The sequence below is a fragment of the Asticcacaulis sp. W401b genome (genome assembly GCF_046503825.1).
Lineage (GTDB): Bacteria > Pseudomonadota > Alphaproteobacteria > Caulobacterales > Caulobacteraceae > Asticcacaulis.
The window spans coordinates 1-12,754 of sequence record NZ_JBKFEE010000009.1; the positions used below are offsets into that span (position 1 = coordinate 1).

Genomic DNA, 12,754 nt, shown 5'->3' on the forward strand with positions numbered 1-12,754 from the left:
ACCGTTGAACACGCAGTCCGAGTGATTGTTTATACGAACTTGATCTTTAACTACCAAAGCCCAGAGCGGCCTTGTCCGAGATCAACTGTGAAAAACTTCTGTCGAGGCACCGAGTGCCTTCAATGCCAGCGCCTCGATTTCGGCTTGGCTCAGCCCCTCGAGCGTGGTGGAGGGGCGATGACTAAGCTGCCCGTTCTGGATATAAATCACCTGTTCTGTCAATCGTGAGACTTCCAACGGATCGTGGCTGACGTAAAGTATCGGTAGCCGGAGTGACACGTCGCGTATCAGCGGTAGTATCTCCGCCCTCGCCGCCTGGTCAAGGCTCGACAACGGCTCATCCATCAGCAGCAGTTCAGGTCCGGCCAGCAGCGCGCGCGCCATTGATACCCTTTGTCGCTCACCGCCTGACAATCGCGCGACACTGCGCGACAGCAGCGGCGCGATGCGCAGCAAATCGACAATTTCCGCCCTGTCAGCACCCTTGGGATTGCGTTTCAAGGCAAAGGCCAGATTGCCCTCAACCGACAGATGGCTCAAAAGCGAAGGTTCCTGAAACACGTAGACGCGAGACGCGCCGCCACTTTTCCGCCGAGGAGAAGATCAGGATCGTGCTGGAGGGGCTGCGCGGCGAAGACAGCATCTCGGAACTGTGCCGTCGTGAAGGCATAGCCAGCAGTCTTTATTACACCTGGTCGAAGGAGTTTCTCGAGGCCGGCAAGAAGAGGCTTGCCGGTGACACGGCGCGTCAGGCGACGTCGGATGAGGTGAAGCATCTGCGCAAGGAAAGCCGCGACCTGAAAGAGGTGGTTGCGGAACTGACGCTTGAGAACCGCCTGCTTAAAAAAAGCGCGAACGGAACTGGAGGCGAAGACGAATGAGATATCCCGCCGCCGAAAAGCTTGAGATCATTCACCTGATCGAGCAGTCCCATCTACCTGCCAAGCGCACACTGGCCCAACTCGGCATCCCCAAGACGACCTACTATCGCTGGTATGATCGTTTCCTAACCCACGGCCCCGAAGGCCTGGAAGATAGCACCGGCGGGTCTGCCCGCGTCTGGAACCGTATCGCCGACGAGGTCCGTGGCCAGATCGTTGAGATGGCTTTGGAACACACCGAACTGTCGCCTCGGGAGCTGGCGGTGAAGTTTTGCGATGAAAAAAGCTATTTTGTTTCTGAGGCTTCAGTCTATCGACTGCTTAAGGAACGAAACCTAATCCCCAGTCCGGCCCATATTGTCATGAAGGCCGCAGAGGAATATCACGACAAGACCACATCGCCGAACCAGATGTGGCAGACTGACTTCACCTACTTCAAGATCATCGGCTGGGGCTGGTTTTATCTATCGACCATCCTGGACGACTTCTCGCGCTATGTCGTTGCCTGGAAGCTTTGCACCAATATGAAGTACCAGGATGTCACCGCCACGGTCGAGATGGCGCTTGAAGCCACCGGCCTCGACAAGATCAGGGGCAAGAAACGACCGCGGCTACTGTCGGACAATGGTGGTTCCTACGTCTCGGCCGAGTTGGGCGAGTGGCTATCCGACAGAGGCATGGCTCAGGTCCATGGTAAGCCGGGGCATCCGCAAACCCAAGGCAAGATCGAGCGGTGGCACCAGACCCTCAAGAACCGCATTCTGCTGGAAAATTATTATCTGCAGGGCGATCTTGAAGCCCAGATTGCCGCTTTCATCGACCACTACAACAACCATCGCTACCATGAGAGCCTGGGCAATGTTACGCCCGCCGACGCCTACTTCGGCAGAGCACAGGCAATCCTGAAACAACGGCAAAAGATCAAACTGAAAACTCTCGAACACCGCCGCTTGCAATACCAAAACGCAGCGGCCTAATATCAACCCATACCGAGGTCAAACCCTCCGCTATTTTGCGAACTCGATTGTCCCAATATCTTTGACGACGGACAAACTGAGGGTTAGGCCGCGACAGTGTTTGGGAGAAGACCTCAGTGTCGCGATAAGTGCGCAGATTGGAGCGCAACCTTTGTCTGACCATCACAAGATGAATGGCTGGACCGTCGTCTGCCGCCTCCGGAGAGCCCGAGGTGGGTCAGGGCTTGGTGGGGATCATACCGGTCACCCTCTGGATCTTATCGACCCACCCAGCCGCGACCGGATCAGTCCATGCAATGATTTCCCGAATGCGATCGTACTCTTGCTGGATGTTACGAGAGAAGATCGGCTCGTGGTGAGCGATCCGATTTCTAAGTTCGCGGATCTTGAATAGAGAATTGTGTCCTTGCGCGCGGATGGATTGGACGGTGCTGGTCTGGTCGGCGTGAGGGAAGGATGCAAACAGATACGTGTTCCAAAGGTCTGCGTCGTGACCGTTGGTAAGCATTTTTTCCCAAAACGCAAACTTCAATTCTGCGACGATCTTGCCGCTGGTTGGGAGGTGACGGAGGTTTTGCAAATCCCGCCTTGGGCTATAAGCCTTCTTTGGGTCTCTGAGCGTAATCTCAAAACCTCTCTCCCACGGCCAGTTGGCACCATAGACCGTTTCGATGGCTTTCAGGATTGCATTCCGCACGCTTACTTCGCATATCTGCAAGGGTACAAAAAACGCAGCCGACAGCTCAAGGTTCCACTGGTAGAGTTCCAAGGCATGCCGCTTATCGCCACCTTTAGCGGCCAGATAGGTCGCAAAGCGAGGTGCCGATAACACGCTCGGCAGGGACTGAATTTCTGGCGGGGTGAACGGCAAAGCAGACTTTTCGAACTGAGATCGGAATTTTGTTTCAGATTGACAATGTCAATCAATTTCTGATATGTAAAGAACATTGGCGCGTGAGGTCGCGGGGTAACACCACCCTCATCGTCTTAGGATTATTGAAAAAGCTCGCTTGTGGCGGGCTTTTTCTTTGCCTAAAGACCACGGCCCGGATCGAGATTCCCGCGCCAACAAGACCCCAGATTTAACAACTGATGTGCAGTTGCGCGGCTCACCTAACCCGGTTCATTCATCGTAACGGCGTTCTTCCTTCCGTTCAGGTCGGCGGTTTCATTGACGCGATTGTTCGCGTCGTGTTTTCCGCCACGCGCTAGGTTTGATTTTTCTCCGATGGGGTTGATGGTGATGGCGGCGGTTTCGGGGGCATAGCCCCGTCGTTCATGTGGGGGCGGGTTTGAGGCCGGCCATTAATTGACGGAAGAGAGAGGCCTCCGGGCAAGCCGCGGCGAAGGCAATCCTTACGCGATGTGCGGTCTCTTTGATCCGTGCCCCGATCTTCGGAAGGCGCAAGCGGATGGTATTGTCAACCGGCGTGGAAAAGGGGCTCTGACGCAATTTTGGTGCAAACGGGTTCAATAAACATCCACCAACCGCGCCTGAAGAAGATCGATCTTGGCGCGGCCGTACATTTGGCGCTTCACGAGCTTCAGTTTAGTGATCTGTCCCTCTGTCTGGCCGTTGGACCAGGATGAGGAGATCGCCGCGCTGACTGCCGCCCGGTCCCTGGCCACGCCGTTAGCGAAGGAGGTGATCAGGCTGGCTTTTGCTTGCTCGACCCAGAGGTCGAGTTCAGCCATGGCCTTTTTGCGGATCATGGTGTGGAATTTCGCAACAAGGTCGCGCGCTTCGACAAGTGACGGAACGCCGCCTTCTATAGCCGCGACGAGCAAGGTTTCCGCTTTCGACAAGGTATCTCGGCCCACTGTCATTAGCCTGGCAATGGTCCTCGCCGACGGAACACGCTGTAAGCTTTCAGCGTCGGCCTTTTCCGAACGTCGCCGCCTTGTCGCCCACTCGGTAACGACCCGCATTGAACCTTGGAAGCCTAAGGCTTTGAGACGTCGCCAAAGCTCGGCACCATTTCGATGGCCGGCCACCCATTGTTCATCCAGCCATGGCAAGTGTAGTTCAAGGGAGCTTTCACGAACGCGAAAAATGTCCGAACGTTGGCCCCGCAAGATTTTCCTGACCATACCGCGGCTATGACCGGTAACCCGGGAAATCTCCCGGATCGAAGCTCCGCTTTCCGACTGTTTAAGGATCGCGGCGTTGGTATCTTCACGTCGAAGGTAGCCTTCGTATTGGAGCCGTTCAGCCGAGGTGAGCAAGTCCGCATTGATTACAGTTGCGCCTATTGCCGCCCGGACCTGGCGCATAGATTTCCGCACGGCATCCCTGAATGCCTGGCTGGCATTCTCCATCAGATGCCAGCGATCCGCCACTTGTGTCGCTTGGGGTAGCGCCTTGGCCACGGCCCCGCCGTAACCGCCGCCGCGATCCCGGGCGACAATGGTAATTTGCGGTTGGCCACTAAGCCACGCCTCAGCCGTTGCCGGCTCTCTGTCGGGAAGAAGTCGGATTGGTCGCCGTCGTTCCAGGTCACAAATAATCGTCCCGTAGCGCTGATTGCGACGCCAAGCCCAGTCGTCAATGCCGATTACGCTTGGAGGTGCAAATGCCTTTCCGCTTCGCCGTCGAACGACGCGCAGCAATGTATCATTGCTCACCGGAACCATCAGGCGCGAGGCAAAACTGGCGGCCGGGCGGCCTCCCAATGCCAAGCCGAGTTGGTGAACGACATAGTCGAGCCGAGCTGTCCGGCGTGCCCATGGGACCAGGACCGCACTATCGTACCGCTCGGTAAAGATGCGTTGCTTGCATGAGACGAAGTCGCACTGAAAGCGCCGCGCCGAAACAAGAAGGCGCACCGGCCGCCCAGCCAGTGGCAAATCACCGACACGGCGACAATACCGGCTGCGGACACGTTCGGATAATGAACCGCAGCATGGACAAGCGCTGCCCCTGTTCGTCGCGCGCACCGTGACAACGGTAGCAGCACCGTCGGTCACCGCGTTAACGACCTCGAAGCCGGCGGGGACGAGGTTGGAAGGTTTGAGGGCGTTTTGCATGACGTTGATTCTCAGGTGAAACCAAAGCCAGCCGACGCCCTAACTGCATCAAAATTGAGTCAGAGCCCTTTTTGCACGCCGATCTACACTCTCATCTTCGCTCCTTGATCAGCTACGATGAGGCCAAACCCTCCTTTATTCGTAAGCGCTCATTTCGCTGCACGTAGCGATTTCCGAGATTGTAGACCGCTGTTGAGCTGGGCTTAGGGTTTGGAGGGTTTGGCGAAGTTGAAGGGCAAGAGGTCTTGGAGGTCTGCGTCCTTGTCGCGCTTTGGCATCTCAGTGAAGACATGGCGGAGGTACGCGAGGGGCTCAACGCCGCAGGCGCGGCAAGTGAGCATGAGGCTGTAAACGATAGCGCTGGCCTTTGCGCCTTCGACGGTATCGCTAAACAGCCAGCTCTTTCTGCCTGTTGCAAAGACCCTGATATCGCGTTCGAGCAGGTTGTTGTCGATCGGCATCTGACCGTCTTCAACGTAGCGCGTCAGATAGTCCCATTGGTTGAGCGTATAGCTGACAGCATCCCCAAGCTTGCTGTCAGGCGGAACTTTGGGGGCGATGTCATCGAGCCATTGCTTGAGGGCGGTCAGAACGGGAACGCTATGTGTCTGACGGAAGCGACGGATGCATTCGTATTTTGTTTCGCTGTCACCGGGGATTTCGTCGTGTGCCAGGCGTTCGATGCGATAAAGCTGCTCGAAGAACCGGAGAGCCTGGTCCGGCGGCCCGCCCGGTTTGGGCCTGGCCTTGTGGGCGTCGACAAAGCGTCGCCTGGAATGAGCCATACATCCAAGGTGCGTTGCCCCTTTCAGCGAGCGCCACGCCGTATAGCCATCGCTCATCAAGGTGCCGCGATAGTCCCCCAGGAAGGCCTGGGGGTAGGTGGAGGCACGACCTGGCTGGTAATCGAGCAGTACGATCGGCTCCCGGCTGTCCTCGGCGCTGCGATAGGCCCACATAAAGGACTTACTCGTGGCTTCCCGATCCTTTTCCTTCAGCACCTGAACCGTCGTCTCGTCACCATGGATCAGCGGCTGGGACAAAAGCCGCAGCTTCAGCGCGTCATAGATGCGGCTCAGATGTTTTTCACTGGAACCGATAACCCAGTGGCCCAGGGTGCCGCGGCTGATAGGAACACCCGCGCGTTCAAACGCCTGCGACAGGCGATAAAGAGGCGTTCCGTCGACATATTTATGGACAAGGGCAAAGGCTAGCGTCGAGGCCGTGGCCACACTCCCCGGCAGGGGCTGCGCCGGCATAGGGGCGATGACAACAGGCGTGTGGATACCGTTACGATCGCAATGGCGGCAGGCATATTTGAAGCGCACATTCTGCAGAACCTTCGCCTTGACCTCGATATGAAGCTGCTCGGACTGGACGTCTCCTATCCTATGCATCTGGCCACGACAGCAAGGGCACCCCTTCTGATCGTCGGGAAGGTCATATTCGACGCGCTCGCGCGGCAGGTTTTCCGGTAGCGGGCGGCGCCCGCGCTTCTTACCCGTCTCAGGATTGCCAGACGCTAAGCCGGTTTCCGGTAAAACAACGCCATCGCCATCGCCGCCATCGCCGTCATCACCATCCTCGCCCTCATATTCCGCCACCGTCTGTTCGGCTTCATTAAAGAGGCGGTCGATGTGTTTTTCACTCTTGGGGGCAAATCGATGCAGCCGCGCCAGTGCCAGTTCTTCTTCAAGTTTGACGACCCGCAGGGCAAGCGCTTCCTTCTGCGCCTTCAACAGGGCGATTTCGGCCGCATTGGCCTTCAACTGCGCCAGCAGTTCCGCAACACTTGGCTCGCCCGCTCGATTCATCGGATTCTTGAATCTGAACCGCGTGCCCGCGTCAACTATACAATTGACCTTGTCAGCCTGCGATCTCGTATTGCCGGACAGGATGGCGGACCATGGCATCGACATCGATCCCGTCCAGCAACCAATGCAATTGCTCAGTCGTCAGCGTAACGACCAGGGCCTCGCGCCGAGGCCAGCGAAACCGGTCTTCCGTCAGCCGCTTCAGGACAAGGACAAAGCCCGAACGGTCAAAAAACAGCAATTTCATCCGGTCGCGGCGCCGATTACAAAACGCAAAAACCGCCGGCTTGAACGGGTCCAGTGCCATCGTCTCCTGCACCAGGACCGCAAGACTATTAATCCCCGCACGGAAGTCGATCGGCTCACGATGAAGGTAGACAGGAAGGTCAGCGCCCAGTCTGAACATCGCTCAAAGCCCCAATGATCGCTGCCAATCCATACCTGTCTCCGGCTTCCAGCGTCAGCCTCACCCCGTTGGGTAATGACGCGCTCATCTTCAACGGCGCTCCAAAACCGTCACTCCCCGTAGATCCTAAACGCTCCTGCCGGCCAGATACCATCCGCCCGACCTCCGCCTCTTGCGCACTCTCATCACGGTCGCAAATCTGCACCGGGATGAAGGCTGTCGATGAAGCGCCACCCATTGTGCGGCTCTCTTCGAAGGCCTTGATCCACTTCCTCAACAGGTTCGCGTTTACCCCATGTTCAAGTGCCTGACGCGAAACAGACACTCCAGGTCTAAGGCATGACGCCACCAGCCGCGCTTTCCACACTGGGTCATACCAGCGACGCCCGTCACTCCCAACACGAACAACGCCACGTCCAAAATTCAACGAATCCAATTGGTGTCCACCTTCCTTCTTGGTGGACACATCTTCCAACATCCCCCACCTCACCAAAAGGTGCAGGGAAATTCGCGCTTACCTTTATTCAATTCAACGATTTAGGCCCATTCACGCCGACGCCGGACAGTTACGAACGCTCTTAATTGTCGGGGCGACTTCGATTCTAAAGCAGGCGGGCCGCGGCGTGAAGTTGCCTGCCTGGGTGGTCTCCCTGATAGCACGCCGACCTTACAAAGTGGCCGCTGTTGCCCTCGCGAACAAGATGGCTCGTACAATTTGGGCGCTACTCGTCAAGGGTGGCACCTACCAATCCCCGCCAACCATGGCTAAAGTATAGGCTCAGAATTCCCAGCGTTCTGGCGTTGGGATAAAGCGGCAAGGTGCCAATGCAGGATGAACCTGAGGGACGACACCTCGACGCCGATTAGACCGTCTGACGCAGTGCGCCTTTGAGCGCGCAAAATTGATTAGGCGATCGGCTTCGCGGATATCATCGTGGCCAGCGGTCAATGATCGCACTGATAGGCCGGACATATGACTGCACCGTCCGATGGTGAATTGAGCTAAAAAACCTTGCTAACCGGGCCGTTCCACATATGAGTCAGAGCCCTTTTTGCACGCCGATCTACACATAAATCTGGTCAAGATCGTCCGCCGAATGGTTGACGACATTAATCATCAGGAAGCCCAAAAGTATCGCCGGAATGGAGAAGTTTTTGAGCACTTCAATGACCATCGCCCATGTATGAGAGAGGGTCTGACCGCCTCTCAACCAGTGGCTTCCAATGGTCTTTTCTGGCCTCGGATGGAGGTCCGTTTTAGCTTGTGACATGGTGACGATTTCCAGAAAAAACAGAAATTACAATCACTTAGTATATCACAAGCGGATGTCTTTATTTACCCTTTTTTGACGCCAAGTTATGCGAGACGAAGAGGTCATAGAGGCGTTTATAAAGGGGCGCCGGTTTGTCTTTCAAAGACTCGATGATCGACTTTGGCGTAGGCTTGTAGACGCCGTAACTCGCAACCGTGGCCTCTTCGACGATAGGCCACTTCTTAGCTAACTCCTCAGGCCCTATGCTGTTGGCCAACAGCTCTCCAACGAGGAGCATAGTGATGTGGGAATTCATAGCGGCGCGCTGGCTGTAATACTCACTCTCGTTATCTAGGTCCGCTGCTATGAGGCCCTTGATGTAATCGCTCGTGGAGATACCAGCTAAAGAGGTCTTTTCGGTTATTCGCTTCTTCATTTCGAGCGACACCCGTAAGGTGATCATCTCTTTCTCAAGTTTCCTCATAATGATCCCTTTTTAAATCGATATATCGTTGCACATGATACTGTATTACAGCTAAGTGCTTGTTTTTGGCTGATGTGTCCAATGTAATACGGGTCCGTATTACAAAAAACCGTTTATCCTTATATATCAGTAGCTTAATATGACAAAAAACACAACGGAAGTTGTGCGTAGCGTGTGCAACTTTTTGGTGGTGGATTGCTAGATAGATACCCCCTTTTTCAATGGTCACTATTCCACTGTTTTGATGCCTCGTTACCTATCAGCCTCTTCGCCTTCGGCCGATGCGTGCTCTATCGCTGCGTTAGCCAATGCAGCATGGTCATGAACTGAAATTTCGAAATTGAGTGAGTATCGTTGCATCTGAACCTCCTATGTTCAGAAGCCCCGACCCCTCCTCTAACCTTTCTGCTCGGCCGAACGACAACAGCGCCTAACATTTCAAGATGTTAGACCCTGTTAGATGACATCATCTCAATCTCTCGATCTGGTCTTCGACCGAGTACCATCCTCAATACTCATTAGCCGCAATTTTCTCCCGCCGTAGTTCTTCAAATTCCTCGATGGCGTCGTCCATAAAACGATCGTACTCGTCCATCGTCTTAAGACCATTCTTCGCCATGAAAGAAGCAATTTCCTCTTCTTCCGTGAAGGTCTCCGGCTATTCCTCACCGAACTCATGGGAGGTCTCGTCCTCCATGAACGACGCCTCTCCCCCGTATATTTCGGACTCTTCGAACACACAGGCCTTCGGCGTGTGTCCCTTCATGAAATATACCGTTTTCGATTTTGATGCTGATGTTGTGAGCATGACCCTAATCCTTTTCTGGTTTCACCAGAAAAGTCCCCTCCCTACCTTACATGATTGCGACAGCTCACCCCATTTCAGATTTCTGTAGATTGCGCTGTTATCACATCCTCAATGGCCGCAATGATGCTGGCTTCATAGGAAAGGCTCCATGCAGTAGCATGGAGCCTCAGAGGATGTAGCGCTATCCCCGCTTTGGAAGCTTATAGCCTGCGGGCACGAAGCCGCAAAACGTCCGGTGGATATAACGGATTTGGTACAGCTCATCTATCGTGACTCTACCCACCAGCTCGGCGCCGCGTGCATTCAGATCCATGGTCTGAATCTGGTTTGCGAGCGCAACGGAAGGTCGGTCGTCCTTCAGGGAGGTAATCGGAACCTCCCAAGGCATATTGCGGATTTTCGTCGTCATGGGGGCGCATATCATCATCCCGTTTTTGTTGAAAACCTGTTTCGACAAAACGACGGCCGGGCGCTTGCCTTGTTGCTCATGCCCGGCCGATGGATCAAAGTCTGTGTAGACGATGTGCCCTTCATCCGGGATGAAGCGAGCGGATTCGTCTGTCACAGCAGCTCCTCCCCTCGCGGTCTACCCTTCAGCATTGTCACATCGACCGTTTCCGGCGACATACCCAAGGTCAGCTCGTCGAAAAGACGGTTATGTTCCGCCTCCTCGTCCGTGATAATCGAACAGGGTTCGACCACGATCTTGCCATCGATGAAGTCCATTCTGAACCGCAGGCTGGGTGTCAGATTATGCGCGGCAGTAAAATCCTTTGGCATGTGCAGCGCCAGGCTGTTCCCAGATTTCTTAAGATGAGTAATGACGGACATGATAGGCCTCCCGCAGAGGATTACATTGTAATCCCGCTTTGGCGGAGATGCAAGGCGGAAGGGTTTACGCTTCATTGGTTGCCATCTCCTCTTCCGGACCGAGTTGGTCGAACGTCCACTCTTCTCCGTTTCGATCGAGGTAGATCTCGCGCCCTTCCCTGGTTGCGACCTTCTCACAATCCCAAAACACCTCGGCGGTATCGAGCATTACTGGCTCACCAGAGGCGGTAAATCCTGCGATTTCCGCCCGCCCGACGAGAAGAATCATCTTACCGAGTATCTCGCTTCCGGTGGGGCTATTGTAGGTCCGGAGGTCGTCGGTGTTTCGTGCAATGTCTGACATGCCTTTGCTCCTAAGCTGGCTTGCCGGCATGGGCCCTTCCCTTCCTTTAGCACTGCGACCTCTTCTGCCGTCGCCAAGAGCAATTGTTGTAGTGACGACTTCCGAGCGCCCTCGATCCGAAGCATAGCCGCGCTGCCCGAGATATCTGACCAGTTGCGACTTAATGAGAGGTAGGGGCGGTAAGGCATGGCTTACCCCAAAAACGACGAATGCCGCGATAAACTCAGTCCATCCGCTCATTGCAGAATCTCACTGTTTTGACACACCTTTCGGGCCTACCATAATTCAAAAGGGGTGTTTGCTTCTACTTAATCCGACACGCCCAACATGGAGGAATTTTTAGCCTGGATTATTCACAGCGGGGGCAAAAAAGTGCAGCGGGTGTAGCGTAAAGCGTTGTTTTGGAATAGATTCTGGTTACCACACCTGACCTAAACCCAAGACACGCGGAGCCACACCCGCCATGGACCAGGATACCGATCTTCCATTCGATTTGCCAAGCGTTTCCCGCAAGAAAATCACGGCCGCCTTTGATGGCGGACGCATCAGTTCGGACGGCGGCGTGATGCTGTTGTCTGCCGTGGAACGCCGGATCGGGATCATTGATCGGCTTTGGCGGCTGATACCGGATCGACGCAATCCGTTCCTGGTGACGCACTCGGTGGCTTCGATCCTGAAGGCCCGCATCTTCGCCATCGCCTGCGGTTATGAGGATGGCAACGATCTGGCTTTCCTGCGCACCGATCCGGCCTTCAAGCTGGCATGTGGACGACTGCCTGAAGGCGGCAAGGACCTGTGCTCACAACCGACCCTGTCGCGCCTTGAGAATGCGCCGGACCTGCGTAGCTCGATCAGGCTGACCTACGGTCTTATCGACCAGTACTGCGCCAGTTTCGGGTCGGCTGTTCCAATGGCCATAACCCTCGATATCGATGACACGGTCGACGTGGTTTACGGCCGACAACAGTTGTCGCTCTTCAATGCTCATGAAGGGGAATACGTCTTTAAGCCCATCCACGTCTACGACGTGGCCACGGGCCGACCGGTTGTCGTTATCCTGCGGCCAGGCAAAACACCGTCAGGCAAGGAGGTGCGCGGCTGGGTCCGCAGGATGGTGCGCCAGATCCGCAAACACTGGCCCACAACCCACATTACCCTGCGCGGTGACGGCCACTATGCCCGACCCGAAGTCATGGCCTGGGCTGAGCGCAAGGGCGTTGACTATATCTTCGGGCTCGCCGGCTCAAAGCCTTTGCATGCTAAGGCCGAAGCCTTTGCTGACCACATCCGTGTCGTTCGGGCCGAACAGGACGCCGCGGCCGTGCGCGGCTACACCGAAGTCCGTCATGGAGCCAAATCCTGGGGCTGTGAGCGCCGCGTTATCGCCCGCATTGAAGCCACACCGCTCGGCCTCGACAGTCGCTTCGTCGTGACATCCCTGACCGATCCCGATCCGGAAACCCTCTACGCCAAACTCTATTGCGCCAGAGGCCATGCTGAAAATCTGATCAAGCTCCACAAGACCCAGCTTAAAAGCGATCGCACCTCTTGCCGCTGTCCTCTGGCCAACCAGATGCGCCTGATCCTTCACACCGCCGCCTATTGGCTGATGCTGGCTGTCCGCGATCAGATCCCCAGGGCCCATAAGCTGGCGACCGCTGAGTTCAATACCATCCGCTTGCGCCTTCTGAAGATCGGGGCACGGATCAAAGAGACCGCCCATCGCGTAAGGATTGCCTTCGCCGCGGCTTGCCCGGAGGCTTCGCTCTTGCGCCATTTAATGGCGTCCCTCAAACCCGCGCCCGCATGAACGACGGGGCTATGCCCCCGAAACCGCCGCCATCACCATCAACCCCATCGGAGAAAAATCAAACCCAGCGCGTGGCGGAAAACACGACGCCAACAATCGCGTCCGCGAAAAAGCCGACCT

Annotated in this window: 12 protein-coding genes and 2 pseudogenes; 2 read left to right on the forward strand and 12 right to left on the reverse strand. The window is 55.7% G+C overall.

Going from position 1 to position 12,754, the window contains the following annotated elements; translation table 11 throughout:
- Positions 1–81: 81 nt before the first annotated feature.
- On the reverse strand, positions 82–540 hold the full coding sequence (locus ACK8OE_RS15775; RefSeq protein WP_410273329.1) for an ATP-binding cassette domain-containing protein: 459 nt from the start codon (positions 538–540) through the stop codon (positions 82–84).
- A 23-nt stretch (positions 541–563) separates the two neighbouring features.
- Here ACK8OE_RS15775 and ACK8OE_RS15780 point away from each other — a divergent pair.
- Positions 564–1,858 (forward strand): annotated as a pseudogene (locus tag ACK8OE_RS15780) (IS3 family transposase); the annotation flags it as partial.
- A 217-nt stretch (positions 1,859–2,075) separates the two neighbouring features.
- Here the strand turns inward: ACK8OE_RS15780 and ACK8OE_RS15785 are convergent.
- From ACK8OE_RS15785 to ACK8OE_RS15835, 11 genes and pseudogenes are all read right to left on the reverse strand, one after another.
- A complete protein-coding gene (locus tag ACK8OE_RS15785; RefSeq protein WP_410273330.1) occupies positions 2,076–2,729 on the reverse strand; it encodes a hypothetical protein in 654 nt (217 codons plus the stop codon).
- 405 nt (positions 2,730–3,134) lie between these two features.
- A pseudogene (locus tag ACK8OE_RS15790) lies at positions 3,135–3,275 on the reverse strand (transposase); the annotation flags it as partial.
- 53 nt (positions 3,276–3,328) lie between these two features.
- On the reverse strand, positions 3,329–4,885 hold the full coding sequence (locus tag ACK8OE_RS15795; RefSeq protein WP_410273331.1) for an ISL3 family transposase: 1,557 nt from the start codon (positions 4,883–4,885) through the stop codon (positions 3,329–3,331).
- A gap of 203 nt (positions 4,886–5,088) precedes the next feature.
- Entirely contained in the window at positions 5,089–6,699 is a 1,611-nt protein-coding gene (tnpC, locus tag ACK8OE_RS15800) for an IS66 family transposase (protein ID WP_410273332.1), read from the reverse strand.
- A gap of 52 nt (positions 6,700–6,751) precedes the next feature.
- Positions 6,752–7,105 (reverse strand): IS66 family insertion sequence element accessory protein TnpB, encoded by a 354-nt coding sequence (tnpB, locus tag ACK8OE_RS15805; protein ID WP_410273333.1) that lies wholly within the window; start codon positions 7,103–7,105, stop codon positions 6,752–6,754.
- Positions 7,086–7,583, reverse strand: a complete 498-nt coding sequence (tnpA, locus tag ACK8OE_RS15810; protein ID WP_410273334.1) for an IS66-like element accessory protein TnpA — start codon at positions 7,581–7,583, stop codon at positions 7,086–7,088. The genes tnpB and tnpA overlap by 20 nt, the downstream gene beginning before the upstream one ends.
- 586 nt (positions 7,584–8,169) lie before the next feature.
- The gene (locus ACK8OE_RS15815; RefSeq protein WP_410273335.1) at positions 8,170–8,376 is read right to left on the reverse strand and encodes a hypothetical protein; all 207 of its coding nucleotides are present in this window, start codon (positions 8,374–8,376) and stop codon (positions 8,170–8,172) included.
- A 61-nt stretch (positions 8,377–8,437) separates the two neighbouring features.
- Entirely contained in the window at positions 8,438–8,842 is a 405-nt protein-coding gene (locus tag ACK8OE_RS15820; protein ID WP_410273336.1) for a hypothetical protein, read from the reverse strand.
- A gap of 989 nt (positions 8,843–9,831) precedes the next feature.
- The gene (locus ACK8OE_RS15825; RefSeq protein ID WP_410273337.1) at positions 9,832–10,215 is read right to left on the reverse strand and encodes a type II toxin-antitoxin system PemK/MazF family toxin; all 384 of its coding nucleotides are present in this window, start codon (positions 10,213–10,215) and stop codon (positions 9,832–9,834) included.
- Positions 10,212–10,481, reverse strand: a complete 270-nt coding sequence (locus ACK8OE_RS15830) for a hypothetical protein (protein ID WP_410273338.1) — start codon at positions 10,479–10,481, stop codon at positions 10,212–10,214. Before ACK8OE_RS15830 ends, ACK8OE_RS15825 begins: the two co-directional genes overlap by 4 nt.
- A gap of 64 nt (positions 10,482–10,545) precedes the next feature.
- Positions 10,546–10,824, reverse strand: coding sequence for a hypothetical protein (locus ACK8OE_RS15835; RefSeq protein ID WP_410273339.1), 279 nt, complete (start codon positions 10,822–10,824; stop codon positions 10,546–10,548).
- A 463-nt stretch (positions 10,825–11,287) separates the two neighbouring features.
- On the opposite strand from ACK8OE_RS15835, the gene ACK8OE_RS15840 reads away from it, so the two are divergent.
- Positions 11,288–12,634 carry an IS1380 family transposase gene (locus ACK8OE_RS15840; protein WP_410273127.1) on the forward strand — a complete coding sequence of 449 codons (1,347 nt, stop codon included), beginning with the start codon at positions 11,288–11,290 and terminating at the stop codon, positions 12,632–12,634.
- Positions 12,635–12,754 lie beyond the last annotated feature (120 nt).